At 63.3% G+C, this 14,746-nt stretch carries 12 protein-coding genes and 1 pseudogene; 3 read left to right on the forward strand and 10 right to left on the reverse strand.

Going from position 1 to position 14,746, the window contains the following annotated elements:
* Nucleotides 1–128: 128 nt before the first annotated feature.
* Entirely contained in the window at nucleotides 129–1,160 is a 1,032-nt protein-coding gene (locus tag ASPU41_RS03195) for a LacI family DNA-binding transcriptional regulator (RefSeq protein WP_197515816.1), read from the forward strand.
* A 66-nt stretch (nucleotides 1,161–1,226) separates the two neighbouring features.
* On the opposite strand, the gene galK is transcribed toward ASPU41_RS03195, so the two are convergent.
* Nucleotides 1,227–2,387 (reverse strand): galactokinase, encoded by a 1,161-nt coding sequence (galK, locus tag ASPU41_RS03200; RefSeq protein ID WP_069952444.1) that lies wholly within the window; start codon nucleotides 2,385–2,387, stop codon nucleotides 1,227–1,229.
* A 42-nt stretch (nucleotides 2,388–2,429) separates the two neighbouring features.
* Nucleotides 2,430–3,548: pseudogene (galT, locus tag ASPU41_RS03205) on the reverse strand (galactose-1-phosphate uridylyltransferase); the annotation flags it as partial.
* Nucleotides 3,549–3,713: 165 nt separating this feature from the next.
* Between galT and ASPU41_RS03210 the strand changes: the two are divergent.
* Nucleotides 3,714–4,508, forward strand: a complete 795-nt coding sequence (locus ASPU41_RS03210; RefSeq protein ID WP_069949695.1) for a DeoR/GlpR family DNA-binding transcription regulator — start codon at nucleotides 3,714–3,716, stop codon at nucleotides 4,506–4,508.
* Nucleotides 4,509–4,516: 8 nt separating this feature from the next.
* On the opposite strand, the gene ASPU41_RS03215 is transcribed toward ASPU41_RS03210, so the two are convergent.
* From ASPU41_RS03215 to ASPU41_RS03250, 8 genes are all read right to left on the reverse strand, one after another.
* On the reverse strand, nucleotides 4,517–5,992 hold the full coding sequence (locus ASPU41_RS03215) for an FGGY-family carbohydrate kinase (RefSeq protein WP_069949696.1): 1,476 nt from the start codon (nucleotides 5,990–5,992) through the stop codon (nucleotides 4,517–4,519).
* A gap of 111 nt (nucleotides 5,993–6,103) precedes the next feature.
* Nucleotides 6,104–6,988: an NAD-dependent epimerase/dehydratase family protein gene (locus tag ASPU41_RS03220; protein ID WP_069949697.1), complete on the reverse strand. Its 885-nt coding sequence runs from the start codon at nucleotides 6,986–6,988 to the stop codon at nucleotides 6,104–6,106.
* 132 nt (nucleotides 6,989–7,120) lie between these two features.
* Complete coding sequence (locus ASPU41_RS03225; protein ID WP_069949698.1) at nucleotides 7,121–7,747, reverse strand: dihydroxyacetone kinase subunit L; 627 nt, start codon at nucleotides 7,745–7,747, stop codon at nucleotides 7,121–7,123.
* 3 nt (nucleotides 7,748–7,750) lie between these two features.
* Nucleotides 7,751–8,752, reverse strand: coding sequence for a dihydroxyacetone kinase subunit DhaK (locus tag ASPU41_RS03230; protein WP_083266329.1), 1,002 nt, complete (start codon nucleotides 8,750–8,752; stop codon nucleotides 7,751–7,753).
* Between the two features lie 87 nt (nucleotides 8,753–8,839).
* Nucleotides 8,840–9,913: an ABC transporter permease gene (locus tag ASPU41_RS03235; protein WP_231941153.1), complete on the reverse strand. Its 1,074-nt coding sequence runs from the start codon at nucleotides 9,911–9,913 to the stop codon at nucleotides 8,840–8,842.
* Complete coding sequence (locus ASPU41_RS03240; RefSeq protein ID WP_069949699.1) at nucleotides 9,910–10,965, reverse strand: ABC transporter permease; 1,056 nt, start codon at nucleotides 10,963–10,965, stop codon at nucleotides 9,910–9,912. The genes ASPU41_RS03235 and ASPU41_RS03240 overlap by 4 nt, the downstream gene beginning before the upstream one ends.
* Nucleotides 10,962–12,476, reverse strand: coding sequence for a sugar ABC transporter ATP-binding protein (locus ASPU41_RS03245; RefSeq protein ID WP_069949700.1), 1,515 nt, complete (start codon nucleotides 12,474–12,476; stop codon nucleotides 10,962–10,964). The genes ASPU41_RS03240 and ASPU41_RS03245 overlap by 4 nt, the downstream gene beginning before the upstream one ends.
* Before the next feature lie 59 nt (nucleotides 12,477–12,535).
* Nucleotides 12,536–13,582 carry a substrate-binding domain-containing protein gene (locus ASPU41_RS03250; protein ID WP_069949701.1) on the reverse strand — a complete coding sequence of 349 codons (1,047 nt, stop codon included), beginning with the start codon at nucleotides 13,580–13,582 and terminating at the stop codon, nucleotides 12,536–12,538.
* Between the two features lie 191 nt (nucleotides 13,583–13,773).
* On the opposite strand from ASPU41_RS03250, the gene ASPU41_RS03255 reads away from it, so the two are divergent.
* Nucleotides 13,774–14,553 carry a DeoR/GlpR family DNA-binding transcription regulator gene (locus tag ASPU41_RS03255; RefSeq protein WP_069949702.1) on the forward strand — a complete coding sequence of 260 codons (780 nt, stop codon included), beginning with the start codon at nucleotides 13,774–13,776 and terminating at the stop codon, nucleotides 14,551–14,553.
* The last annotated feature ends 193 nt before the right edge of the window (nucleotides 14,554–14,746 follow it).

Below are 14,746 nucleotides of genomic sequence, written 5' to 3' on the forward strand. Positions count from 1 at the left end.
AACGTGCATATCGAGAGGTCTCCCTTGAGTTTTTCAATCGGCGCCGCCGGCTCCGGCCGGTTCAGCCGCCACCTAGCTGTCCTCGGCCCCGGTGTCCCGTCGGCGCAGCGACCGGCGGCGTGGCTAGCATGGAAGCCATGACGACCCCGGTAGTGCCCAACCACCGCAGCCAGGTGACCCGCAAGGACGTCGCCCGCTACGCCGGCGTCAGTACCGCCGTCGTAAGTTATGTGGTCAACGGCGGGCCGAAGAAGGTGGCGCCGGGCACCGAAGCGAAAGTGCAGGATGCCATCAGGGTCCTGGGCTACCGGCCGAATGCGGCAGCGCGGGCGTTGAAGCTCGGCTCCAGCGAGACGATCGGCCTCGTCATCCCGGACAACACCAACCCGTTCTTCTCACTGCTGGCCCACGCCGTCGAGGACGCCGCCGCCGAGCTCGGCTACGCCCTGCTGCTGACCAACTCCGATGGCAACCTCGCGAAGGAGCGCCGCAACATCCGCAACCTCGCCTCGCGCCAGGTGGACGGCGTGGTGCTCGCCAGCGTGCTCTTTGAACCCGACCTTGAGGCCCTCGAATCGGCCGACATTCCCGCCGTGCTGCTGAACCATGGCGGCAAGGCGCCGGGATTCAACAGCGTGGGCGTCGACCTGGCAGCCGGGGCCCGGATGGCCGTGGAGCACCTGATCGGCCACGGGCACAGCAACATCGCCCTCGCCATGGGCACGAACACGGCGGGAGACTTCGACCTCCGCGAGGAGGGCTGGCTGCAGGCACTCGCAGCGGCCGGGCTGCCCGAGGGTCCCATTGTCCGCGGACCGTTCAGCCGTGACGGCGGCTATGCGGCCGGCCAAAGGCTGCTCGCCTCGGCGACCCGGCCCACCGCCATCTTCGCCAGCTCCGACATGCAGGCGATCGGCATCCTGCGCGCCATCCACGAAGCCGGCCTCACGGTGCCGGGCGATATCGCCCTGACCTCCTTCGACGGCTCCGCCGAGGCCGAGTACAGCTGGCCCGCCCTGACAACCGTCGAGCAGCCGGTCCGGGTGATGGCGGAAGCGGCCGTCGAGGCCCTGGTGGGGGCGAGCCGGGGCCAGCCGTCCGAGCACCGGACCTTCCCCACCAAGCTGCGGATCAGGCAGTCCTGCGGCTGCACCGCCTAAACCCCATCGACTGCTCCGCAACCGCCATTTTGAGGGGTCAAAAGGGCGGTTATGGAGCACTCGACGTCAGGAAAGGCGCTCCGCTCCGGCCGCCGGCGTGACCGTGAAAATGTCCGGCGCGGTGAACCCGGCTTCCGCGAACGCGCGGACGACGGCGGCGCGGACCTGCCGCTCGTCCTGCACCGGGGTGAGGGCGATCGCCGAGCCGCCGAACCCGCCGCCGGTCATGCGGGCGCCAATGGCGCCGTGGCTGCGGGCCGTGTCCACGGCGAGGTCCAGCTCCGGGCAGGAAATCTCAAAGTCGTCCCGCATGGAGGCGTGGCTGGCATCGAGCAGTCCGCCGATCCGGGCCGGGCCCTGGGACCGGAGGGTGGCCACGGTCTGCAGCACGCGGTCGTTTTCGGTGACGATATGGCGGACCCGCCGGAACGTGACGGGATCGAGCAGGCCGGAAGCCTCCTCAAGGCCGGCGACGGCGACATCCCGGAGCGCCGTGACGCCAAGGATCCCGGCGCCGAGCTCGCAGGACGCGCGGCGGGAGGCGTAGCCGCCGTCGGCGTGGGAGTGCGCCACCTTGGTGTCGATGACCAGCAGGACAAGTCCGGCCTCCTGTGCCGGGAACGGGACGAGTTCCGCGGACTGGTCCCGGCAGTCGAGGAAAACGGCGTGCCCGCTCGCGCCGCGCAGCGAGGCCGACTGGTCCATGATGCCGGTGGGCGCGCCGACAAAAGCGTTTTCCGCATGCCGGGTCAGCGTGACCATGTCCTCAGCGCTCAGTCCGGCGCCGGTGAGTTCGTTCAGGGCCGTCACGACGGCGCACTCGATGGCGTGGGAGGAGGACAGCCCCGCGCCGAGCGGGACATCGGAGTCGAGGAGGAGCTCGAAGCCGGGAACCTCGATGCCGCTCTGCCGCAGCGCCCAGACCACACCGAGCGGGTACTTGGCCCAGCCGGTGACGGTGCCCGGCGTCAGTGCCGCGGCGTCGGCTTCGACGAGTCCCCGGTCGCCGACGGTCGAGAGCAGCCGGATGGTGGAGTCGTTCCGGAGCCGGACCGCCGTCGTCGCCCGCTTGTCGATGGCAAAGGGCAGGACGAAGCCCTCGTTGTAGTCGGTGTGTTCACCGATCAGGTTTACCCGGCCGGGGGCAGCCCAGAGGCCGTCCGGGGCGGCGCCGAAGGTGGCTTCGAAGCGGCCCGCGAGCGCGCCGGCGCGTGTGGTCGTGTTCATGCGGGGGCGCCTTCCGGGGTCAGGGTGGTGCGGGCTGCGGCGCCGGCCGGTCGGGGGGGCCGCTTCACTGGCCACTTCGCGCAGCCGGGCGGCGACGGATTCGGGGGTGGTGTCGTTGATGAAGGCGCCCATGGCCGCCTCGGAGCCGGCCAGGTACTTGAGCTTGTCCGCGGCGCGGCGGGGCGAGGTCAGCTGCAGGTGCAGATGGCCGGCCCGGCGCAGGGCCGGCTCCAGCGGCGCCTGGTGCCAGGCCGCGATGTAGGGCGTCGGCGTCGGGTACAGGGCGTCGAAGCGCTTCAGGAGTTCGGGGTAGAGCTCCGCCAGTTCGTCGCGTTCGTCCCCGGCCAGGGCCGCGAGGTCCGGGACCTGGCGGTGCGGGACGAGGTGGACTTCCAGCGGCCAGCGGGCTGCGAAGGGGACGTAGGCGCTGAAGTGTTCGCCTTCCAGCACCATGCGGCTGCCGTCGTTGCGTTCGGCCCGGAGCAGGGAGGACGTGAGCGTCGCCGCGCCGTCCGATGCGTCCAGGTATTCGCCGGCCGCTGCGGCGAGGACCGCGGCGCGGGGCGTGACGTAGGGGTAGGCGTAGATCTGCCCGTGCGGGTGGTGCAGGGTGACGCCGATGTCCGCGCCCCGGTTTTCGAACGGGAAGACCTGCTCGATGCCGGGCAGGGCGCTAAGGGCTTCCGTGCGGTGCGCCCAGGCATCGATCACCGTGCGGGTGCGGCGCCAGCCCAGTTCGGCGAATGATCCGGTGTGCTGCGGGGTGAAGGCCACCACCTCGCAGCGGCCGACGGCGGGTGCGGTGGTCCCCCAGCCCGGCGCCGCGGGGACTTCGCGCGTGTCGGGGCCGAGGGAAGGGAAGCGGTTTTCGAAGACGGCGACGTCGTAGTCCGGGGCCGGGATCTCGGTCTGGTTGCCCGGCGTCGTCGGGCAGATGGGGCACTGGTCCGCGGGCGGCAGGTGGGTCCGCGCCTGGCGGTGCGCGGCGACGGCGACCCATTCGCGGCTGAGCGCATCGAAGCGCAGCTGGCCGGGTTCGGGGCGGGCGGGCAGCTCGCGGTGGTCCACGAGGGATGCGGCGGTCCGGTCGGCGGAGCCGGCGTCGTCAAAGTAGAGGATCTCGCGGCCGTCAGCCAGCCGGGTCGTCGTGGTTCGCGTCATGGTCATAGTTGTACACGAGAAAACATTTTCAAACAATAGAGAACAAATTGAAGCAGGAAGTGTGTGCGTTTGGGGTGTGCGAAAGTTAGGATGTGCAGGAGGAAGCCTGCGCAGTCGCCGCCGTCCACTCCCCCGAGCCCTGTCCATTCCCCCTAAGGACGCAGAATGCTAGCCGCAGCCCGCCATTCGGCCATCATCGCCGAGGTCCAGCGCGAGCGGATCGTCCGCGTTGCCGATCTCGCCCGGATGCTGGGCGTGTCCCTCATGACCGTCCGGCGGGACATCGAGGCCCTGGATGCGGCCGGCGCCGTGGAGAAGATCCACGGCGGGGCCAAGCTGCCCGGCGGCGTGAGCACGCACGAGCCCGGCTTCGACCTGAAGGTGACACAGCTGCAGGACGAGAAGATGGCCATCGCGCACGAGGCGGCCGCCCAGGTCCGCGAGGGCATGGCGGTGGGGCTCAGCGCCGGCACCACCACGTGGGCCCTGGCCCAGCTGCTCTGCGCTGGACCCCGGATCACTGTGGTCACCAATTCGGTGCGTGTCGCCGACGTGTTCCACCAGAGTTCGTCCCCGTCCACGGTGATCCTGACCGGCGGCGAACGTACGCCCTCCGATGCCCTGGTGGGGCCGCTGGCAACCTCGGCCCTCAAACAGCTGCATCTGGATGTGCTGTTCCTGGGCGTCCACGGCGTGGATGCCGACGCCGGATTTACGACCCCCAACGTGCTGGAAGCCGAGACGGACCGGGCCTTTGTCGCGGCGGCCCGCCGGGTGGTCGTGCTGGCCGACCACACCAAGTGGGGGACCTTTGGCATCAGCACCATAGCTGGCCTTGAGGAGGCGGACGAGCTGATCAGCGACGAGGGCCTGCCCGGCGAGGCCCGGCGCATCCTCAGCGAGCGGGTGGGGCGGCTTCGGCTGGCAGCCGGAAGAACCGTTTCAGGGGCCCGACCGTAGTTCTTGTGTCACTGCGATGCTAGATCAACGAGCCGGTGTGTGACCGAAGCCGTGGACTCGTAAAGTTCCCGGTACAACCCGTAGAGAGTTTCGTACTTGGCCAACGTTTCCTCGCGCGGCCGAGTTTTTGAAACAATTGGATTCCAGTCTCCAATTGCAACCGGGCCCAGTGCGTCCGCGGCCAAATAGGCGGCACCGAAACTGGCCCCAATGGTCACAGAAGGTATCTGCTGTTCCAGACCAGTGACATCTGAGACGATCTGCGTCCACAGGCCACCCTGAGTGCCGCCGCCAACCGCAATCGTGCGATTCACGGCCCCACCCATATCTGTCAGAGCCTTGACATTGTGTCGGACTCCAAACGCCGTCGCCTCCAGTGTGGCCCGATACAAGTCGCCGCGACTGTGATCCAAACTGAGGCCCGCAACGAGCCCGCGGGCGTTGGGGTCTGCCACAGGTGTCCGCTCACCCGCAAAATACGGGAGCATGAGCAACCCATTCGCACCGGGGCCTGACTTATCTGCCTCTGAGAGTAGAGTCGCGAAGTCGGGGGAACCGACTATCTTCCGAAGCCAAGCTGTGATGGCACCGGACGTTGCCATGCCGCCGGCCAGGTTGTAGGTACCGGGCACCACTCCGACTGTGCCCCACAATGACGACGATGTCGCTCTTGCCTGCAGCGTATTTATCAGAAACATGGTTGTGCCGTACATCAGCATCAAATCGCCTGGCCGCTGGGCGCCCACACTCACAGCTTCCGACCAGGCATCAATTGTTCCGCCGATAACCGGAACACCTTTTGGAATCCCTGTTCGGTCGGAAGCAGTCTCATTCACATAGCCGACGACGTCCCCTGGCCAGACGAGCCGGGGTAACTCGATGGATTGAATCAGAGGGTCGGCGTACGGCGAATACCATTCGTGAGCTGAAGTGTCATACATGGGAGTGCACTGGCTCGCCGAGTGGTGGTCAAGAAAGTACTCGCCCGTCAGCTGATAGGCCAGCCAGGAACTAGGCATGAAGAGCATGCGAGCTCTCGACGCGACGCCCGGCTCATGCTCGGCAAGCCACGCCAACTTAGGTCCGACAGCTTGGGTAGAGAGCGCTGATCCGCATCTATCCACGATCGATTGCTCGCCGAATCTTTTGTTAATGTAATCGATCTGCTCGAGTGCCCGAGTGTCGACTCCGTAGAGGATCGAGGGACGGAGGGCCTTGGCGTGCTCATCGGTAATGAGGAGGCAGGGGCCCATGCCACTAACCCCGACTCCTACTATGCGGAAGTTACCCGCCGCAGTCAGCTCACGCGAGATCTCAATGAATTCCTGCCACCAGATGGCAGCGTCCATTTCCACATGCCCCGGAAAGGGTCTCGACACTTCATGATTTCGCACCGCAGTCGCATGGATTCTGCCGCCGAAGTCCACCAGAACGCCCTTGCTGCTGGACGTGCCGATATCGATGCCTAGAACGACTTCCTGCATCAGTTCCCTACCGATTGAGGTCCGTGGCCCGCCCTTGAAGGGCGGGCCGGTTATTGATCACGCCGATTGCGCAAATCCGACTGGCCATGCTCGAATAACAAGCCGGCAGGGTTATCCCTCTATCGCGCGGCCCTCTGCGTCCAGGTGATCACGCCAGGACCGCTTGGCTTTCCAGCCGAGCATCCGTTCGGCCTTCGCGCATGAGATACCCGAGGAATCGACACGACCCAAGTCCCGCAGCTCGATCTTGTCACCGTAATACTTCTTGAGCACGGCGGCGAAGTCGCGCCCGCCGACGTTGTCGGGGTTGGCGATGTAGAAGACCTCGTGGCCGGGGATGTCCGACTCGACCGCGAGCACAATGGCATCCGCGAGATCCTCCGAATCAACGTAACTCCAGAGGTTTGGACTCAGATTTCCGGCATCGCGGACTTGGGCGCCCAGGTTCCGTTCATAGTTTCCAGGGTGCTGGACATGACTCGGCCGGATGGAAATGCAACGAATATCGCTGCGGCGAACCGCGGCGTCGCATAGCTCTTCACCGAACAATTTTGAAAGGGCGTACGGGTCCTGCGGCCGTATCGGGTGGCTCTCGTCGACGGGTGCATAGTCCGGAAGTACCGGGCGCTCGGGGAAGAAGAAGCCGGGGACGGTCTCGCTGGAGATGTTGACGAAGACTTTGACGCCCGCACGCACGGATGCCTCAAGCATGTTGAAGGTGCCCATGATGTTGTTCTGGAAGACCACGTGCGGAGGATTGTGTGTAGGTTCGGGAATCGCGCCAGCATGGACCACCGCGTCGAAGCCACGAACGATTCCATAGGCCTGACCTGCATCCGTCAGGTCAGCCTGCTGGTAGTCGGGCTCACCCGGAAGGATCCGGTCAAAAGTATGGCGCCCAAGGTCCGAGCCGGTGACATGGTGTCCCGCGGAGATGAGGGCGCGCACCACAGCGGTGCCAACCTTGCCCCGGGAACCTGTTACGAGAACTTTCATCTTTGCTACTCCTTATTTGTTGTACCCCGGCGGCATGCGGCCGTTCAGCGGCCGCATGCCGGCCAGACGGGCCGCCGCGCCGTCACCTCGATGTGAGCCGCGGCAACCAGCTGTGAGGTGAAGCCCGTTGATCTATGAGTGGGAGGGCACGCTGGCAGTGCGCCAGGCTTCCAAGAAACGCCACATCGCCGTCGCTCCCGGATCCTGAAGTCCGATACTCCTTTCCTGAAGCCAAGCTGCGCGGCCCCGCCGTGAACGCAACGAACGCGTATCAACCACGGCTTTTTCGGCTGCCGCAATGGCAGAATCCAACCCGCTAGCTCCGTTGTGGCTAGCGCCGAGAGCGTCGGCCGCGGGCATGATGGCATCGACGATCGTCTTATCCCCCAACTGTGTCTTGCCGCGCTGGGCGATGTTGTCCCCAGCAGCGCGGACAAAGCGCGCCGCCGCGGCGATGTCCACGTCCTCAACGTCCTTCCAAACCTTGGACCCCGCCAGCAATCCTCCAGCCACCAGCGCAGCCATGGTAGATGGATTGGCGTTGGCAAAGGCCTTTGCACAAGCGCGGGCGATCTCCGACGGGCTGGCGCTTTCCGACAGTTCCGCTAGAGCGTCGACGACCGCACCGGCGCCGAGAGTGATCGTGATACCGAGGTCGCCGTCCCCCAGCGCTTGGTCGAGGTCACGCAGCTCGTCCGCGTATTTAACGACCTCTTTGAGGCTTCGCTGGATCTGTTCAATGAGTTGGGTCGAGTGCAAGGTTCAAACCTCCAAGAAGAAAGGTGAGGAGGCCGGTGCTTCAAGGAGCGCCAGCCGGTCGTCGTTGAGCTTGAGAAGCGAGATGGAGGCGCCGGCCATCTCCAGGCTGGTCGCGTATTCGCCGATGTAGTTCTTGCTGATCGAAACGCCCCGACCGGAGAGGATCTGATGCACACGGCGATACATAACGTAGAGCTCTTCCAAGGGCGTTGCGCCCATGCCGTTCACGAGTACTGCGACGCGGTCGCCCTCAGCTAGCTCGAGATCCTCGACAAGCGCTCCAACCAGTCGGTCAGTGATGGCGTCCGCGGACTCCAGCGGACCGCGGTGTATGCCGGGTTCGCCGTGAATCCCGATTCCGATTTCCATTTCTCCGTCAGGCAGGTCGAAGCTCAAGGAACCCGTTGTCGGAAGGATCGTGGGCGACAGCCCGATTCCCATAGTCGCGGTGTTGTCGACAATGTCCTCGGCCACTGCAGCCACCTTGTCCAGGCTGTCCCCCCGTTCGGCGGCCGCGCCGGCCGCCTTGTAGGCGAAGATCAAACCAGCGACACCGCGGCGTTCGAGGCGGTTGTCCTTGGGCTGGCTGGCGACGTCGTCGCGGCCCACAACGGTCCGGGTCTCAATGTCTTCAAGCTCCGCCAGGTCGGCAGCGAGGTCGAAGTTGAAGACGTCGCCGCCGTAGTTCCCGTAGAGATAAAGCACGCCGGCGCCGCCACTCACGGCCATTGTTGCTTCGAAGACCTGCTGTGAGCTGGGCGAGCTGAAGACATTGCCGATCGCCACTCCCGAACACAGTCCCTGCCCGACGTAACCCTTGAAGAGCGGGAGATGCCCGGAACCGCCACCGGTGACGATTCCTACCTTGCCGGCGACCGGTGCATCGGCGCGGACGAGGATTCGGGGGTCATCGCCGGGTGTCTTCAGCTTGTCGGGGTGTGCGAGCAGTATTCCGTCGATCATTTCGTTGACGAAATCCTCGGGCTTGTTAATAATTTTCTTCACGATTTTCTTTCTGTTGACGCTGGGGAACGTTTGTTTTGCCAGGGGCGTTTTCGCAGGCTCGTGCAGCTGCCCTGAGCCGGACCAGCTCTAGCTGGGCTGTACCGCGGGTTTTGTCAGACGCCGACGGCGGCGCCACCGGACGTGTTCGAAGGCCATGGCCGCGACGAGGATGAGGCCCTGCGCGATTGCGTACTGGTAGGACGAGAGCCTCAGCGCAGTGAAGCCGCTGGACACGATCTGGAGCGTGAGCGTTGCCAACACGACGCCCAGGACGGTGGCGAATCCGCCATTGGGATTCGTGCCACCCAGGACAGCGATGACGATAACGAGGAGAACGTAGGAAGCCCCGTAGTCGGCGGAGGCCGTGGGGTTGCGCGCGATGAAGAAAACGCCTGCGAAGCCGCTCAGCAGGCCCGTGATCACATACGTGCTCATGAGGGTCTTCCGGCTCGCGATGCCCGAATACCGGGCCGCGGTCGGGTTCGCACCCTGCAACTGAATTCTTAGACCGAGGGGCGTGCGATTGATGACGACGCCAATGGCGATGGCAAGGAGGACAAACACGAAGAAGAGAGTCGGAATCCCACCGAGGGTGGATGCCCCGATTGCGCTCAGGACTGCCGGCGTCCCGTTAAGTGTCTTGCCACCAGTCCAGGCGACAGCGATCCCGTTGAAGACCTGCATTGTTCCCAGTGTCGCAAGAATCGGAGTTATGCCTACGACGGAGATAAGGAGACCGTTGACGAAACCCCCGGCGACGCCTACAGCGATGCCGGCGAGGACAATGAGCGGGAATGTTTGCTCGGCAAGGGCAGGATTGCCGGCGGCAACGGCCGTATAGATCGTGGACATCGTGATGGCCGCGAGGTTGGCCATGGCAACCAGCGACAAGTCAATGCCCCCGGTCAGCATTGCCAGCATCATGGCAATCGCGATCACCCCGATTTCGGGCGAGTTCAGGGCGATGTTGCGCAAGTTAGTTCCGCTGAGGAACACGGATGGCTTGAGCGCGGCGAAAATGACGAAAGCAACGACGAGCAAGACCAGCATCCGTTTGACGCCGCCTTGCAGGTTAACCTTTCCCTGAATGCGCGTCCAGGCAGAGTCGACAGACTCGTTCAGCCGGTTTAGCGGTCCGGCCTCGGAATTGACGGGTTTCATGCTGCAACCTCCTGCTTCTGGGGAGCCTCTTCGAGGATGCTGGCAGGGGCGGCCCGGCGGGAGGCCACCGCCTGAATGCCGACTCCGACAAGGAGGAGAACGCCGACAGCGGTCCGCTGCCAAGCGCTGGGGACGCCCGCAAGGATGAGGCTGTTGTAGATCACCTGGACCAGCAGGACACCGAGAGTCGTTCCCAGAACAGAACCTCGGCCCCCGAAGATAGACGCTCCGCCTAAGACGACGGCCGCGATGATGTCGAGTTCGCTGCCTACGAGAATCTGAGGGCTAGCGCTGCGTCCCATGATGACGTAGATCATCCCGCCCACGGCCGCCATGGTTCCGGCAATGACGTAGACGGACAGTTGAGTCCGGAAGACACGGATACCAGCCCGGCGTGCGGCCTCAGGATCCCCTCCGATGGCGTAGACGCTTCTTCCGAACATGGTGCTCCTCAGGACCCACGCGAGTCCCAGCGCCAGAAGCACGGCCGGGACCACCAGTACATGCAGGTAAGCGCTGCCGGTAGAGGTCTCGACTTCAAAGAGGTTCGTCGTGGAAATCTGCGCCATCGACTCCGGCAGGTCGGCGATATAGCGTGAGCCAACGTAGGTAAGCAGCACACCCTTGAATATTCCTTGGGTGCCGAGGGTAACGATCAGGGTGGGTAGTCTGAACTTGGCGATGAGGAAGCCGTTGACGGCGCCCAGTGATGCTCCGATCAGCAATGCCACAACGAAAGCTCCGACAAGCCCGAAGTCCGGCATTCCAGTCTCGAGCGCACGCACGGTGGTGTAGGCCGCGAAGACGGCGATGGCGGCAAACGACACGTCGATGCCGCCGGAGATGATCACAGTGAGGACACCGAGTGCAAAAATTAGGGGCACGATCGAGCTGCGAAGGATGCTGAAGGCTGTCGGAAGCGTGAAGAACACGGGATTTGCGACGGACATTGCCACGATGAGGGCCAGAAGAACGACAGCGAGGATGCCTTCGTTATTGGGGCCACGGAGCGTTCGGAGCCGTGCCGAAGTATCCAACCTGCCGCCGCTCATGCAGCCACCTTCTCTCGGATGATGTCGACGGTGACGTTGTCGCCTTCGAGGATTTCAACGACCCTGCCGTGGCGGACGACTATTACGCGGTGGCAGCAGGCCACCAACTCGGGTGCATCGTCCGATATGACGATGATGCCCATTCCCTGGGCTGCTTCGGCGCGAAGGATGCTCAGAATCTCGGCCTTCGATCCGATGTCGACGCCGACAGTCGGGCCGTTCAGCATCAGGATGCGAGGACGACGTGCCAGCCACTTGGCGAGCACCACGCGTTGGGCGTTGCCGCCTGAGAGGGTTCGAACCGGCGATTGTACGTTCGGCGCCTTGACGCGCAAACGGGTGAAGAGACCCTGGATTGTCTTCCTTACGGCGGGAAAATCCAGGGTGCCGAATCGCGTCGTGTGTTCGTTCGGGGAGCCTGCGATGATGTTGTCGGCGATCGACTTATCCATGAATAGACCCTGGGTCAGGCGGTCCTCAGGGACGTACCCGATGCCCGCCTCGAGGGCGTCCTTGATGGAGCGGATGGGAACTTCTGTGCCGTTGATCTTTATCGCGCCGGAGTCGTGCGGCACGGCCCCAAATAGCGATTCGGCGATTTCAGTGCGTCCAGAGCCGAGAAGTCCGGTCAAACCGAGAATCTCCCCGCTGCGGAGGTTGAAGGAGACGTCCTTGTACGCCCCCTTCAACCCAAGTCCATCGAGTTCCAGGACAACATCAGAGGCCGGATCCAACTGGCTAACGTGCCGGGTTTCGTCCAATTCGCGCCCTGTCATGTGAAAGGCGATGGCATTGGGGTCCAGCGTTGCGGCAGGGCTCGTGACGACATTCTTGCCGGAGCGCAGGATCGCAACGCGCTGGGAAATCTTGAGAACCTCATCCAGCTTGTGGGAAACAAAGATGAGTCCCACGCCCTTGGCGCGCAAACGTTCAACGATCACGAACAGCCTGTCCACCTCGGTATGCGTCAGCGCCGTAGTTGGTTCGTCCATGATCAGCACGCGGGCATCGCTGACGAGCGCACGACAGATCGCGGTCAGCTGCTTGTCGGCGACTGAGAGTTGTTCAACATCGGCGTCGAGGTCCAGATTCAAACCGAGATCATCGACGATGGCCTGCGCGGCAGGACGTGCTGCTCGCGCGCTGTAAAGCCGGCGACGACCTGCCACAGCTGCAGTCAAGACGATATTTTCGGCCACGGTGAGGTTGGGGAACAGGGAGAAGTCCTGATAGATGACCTGGATCCCGCTCTTAATTGCGGCGGTGGGGTCCATCGAAGAATAACTATTGCCATCGACGAGTATCTCGCCGGAGTCTGGCTTCTCGGCGCCCGAGATGATCTTGATGAGCGTCGACTTTCCGCAGCCATTCTCTCCGGCGAGGCAGAGCACTTCACCGGGAAACAGGTCTAGCGAGACATCACTCAGTGCGGCGACACCACCAAATGTCTTGACAATATTTCGCACCTCAAGCACAGGCGGAGGCGGCCCTTTGAGGGCGTTACTTGTCATATCGGAACCTTTCAGGAGGGCGTGGGACGACACGTTTGCTGGCCCCACGCCCCGTACTATCAGAAGTTGTACTGCTTGGCGGATTCGGCGTCCGCCTCGATGGAAGCATCGCCCAGGAAGACGTTGTCGTAACCGTCCAGCTTCTTCAAGCTGTTGTAGCCCTTAATGCCCAGATCGGTGCCGGCTTCGATCTTGCCTCCGGTGGCAAGAATGCGGGCAATCTCAAGCTGGGCCTCTCCGGCCAGGGCCGGGTCCCAGAAGAAGATCTTGTCGATGCCCCCGGTGGCGAGGTACTTGCTCGCAGCGGAGGGAATCGAGGTCCCCATGACGCAGATGTCCTTGGCTTTCCCGGCTTCTTCCACTGCGCGGGCGATGCCAGGAACGTCGTTACCGGCAGAGCCCTCAAATCCCTTGATATTCGGGTGCTTCGCAAGGATTTCCTTGGCCTTTTGGTACGCGGCGGCTTCGTTGTCCGTGCTTTCGATCGGGTCCTCAACGCGCTTCATGTCAGGGAAGTTCGACTTCTGGTAGTCGTAGGCAGCCCCGACCCACTCCATGTGTGTCTTGGCCGTGAGACCCCCGACAAACTGGACGTAGTCCCCCTTACCCTCCATGCATGCACCCAGGCTCGTCATGATCTTCTGGCCGTAAACGGCATTATCGAAGGCTTCAATGTCGATGTCGACATTCTTGATTCCAGTGGCCTCATGCGCGACCGTAATGATGCCCTTGGCCTTGGCTTGGGCCAACACGTTGGCAACGGCTTCCGGCGAATTCGGTACCACAGTGATCGCCGTCGGGTTCTGCGCGACCAAGTCCTGAATGATCTTGATCTGCTTTTCCGGGCTGACATCGTCGCCGCCTTCGGTGCGGGTGTCGATGCCCGTGCGCTTACCGTATGCCTGCACGCCTTCGTCCATGCGGTCGAACCATGCGATGCCCTTGAGTTTGACGACGGTCACCATGGTCATGTCTGACGCTTTAGCGTCGCCGCTGGCTCCAGGTGCGGGCGTCGCTGCAGCCCCGTCGTTAACAGAGCCGCAACCCGTCATGAGGACGGCCGAGAGACCTGCGGCCAAAAACGCTGATGTACGCAAAAGCTTCATCAATTCACTCCTTTGTGATCACGCAATGCGGATGCCTGAATCCGCGCATCGGTTTCTCCGATCTGTGCATACGCTAGGTGAAATTCGCGCACGTGTCGAGGGTTTCGTGCATATTTGCTAAAATCCGTGCAAATATTGCGCGAAATCGCGCACAGGTCTACCCTTTAGCTCATACCAAGGAAAGGGGCCCAATGTCGCGCCGCCAGGAGATTGTCGAGCTTATTGAGGAGCACGGCTTTCAGAGCGTCACTACGCTTGCCAGGAAGTACGGAGTAGATGCGTCTACGATTCGGCGAGATCTGGAGCGGCTCGCCGAGGAGAAAAGAATCCGGCGCACCCATGGCGGTGCCGCGCCGGCCGAGCCTTCTGCCCGCGCTCGCGGGACAGAATTTCAGGCACAGGAAAAAGAGGCAATCGGCGCAGCCACCGCTGACAGGATTCTTGAGAACCAGACGGTGCTACTCGATAGCGGCACCACTTGCCTGGAAGTGGCCCGGCACCTTGGTCATTCGCGCCTGACCGTGGTTACCCACGACCTGATGGTTGGGATGGAGATCGCACGCAAACCGCGTATCAATCTGGTATTCATTGGCGGCGAACTCCTTCCAGGCACGACCTCCATGTGGGGTCCGGCTTCGCTGCAGCAACTCGAGAACATGCGGGTCAACGTGGCTGTTTTTGGGGCGGGAGCCGTAATGGATGACGGGATCTACGCAAGCTCGAGCTATTCGATTGAGCTCAAACGCAAGATGCGCTCCGTGGCAGGCGAGGCCTTTTTTGTCGCAGATAGCTCAAAATTCGGGCGCGAGGCACTTTTTAAGGTCTTCGGGTTCGAGGACTTCACTGCGGGGATCACCGATGACGGGATCGATCCGATTCGAGCGGCTCGTTGGCCCATCCCCCTGATCCGGGCAGGCACAACGAATGAGTCCTCAGTCACACGAAACGAACAACAGGTCCGGTACCTTTAGTTTCCGATGATCGATTTGCGGCGTTCGATTACCAGCTGGTGCTCGCCACCGCGGGCGCTGCAAGCTACCGCCCGACCTCTCGGACAAAGTCCATGGTGAGGCGAAGTGAGTATCTATCTCCCCAGCACCTCGGTGTCGCCGTCGACAATTGCCAGCAGCTGGGTCTGTAGTTACCTATCAGAACGGCCTCCGG

Source organism: Arthrobacter sp. U41, assembly GCF_001750145.1.
Taxonomy (GTDB): Bacteria; Actinomycetota; Actinomycetes; order Actinomycetales; family Micrococcaceae; genus Arthrobacter.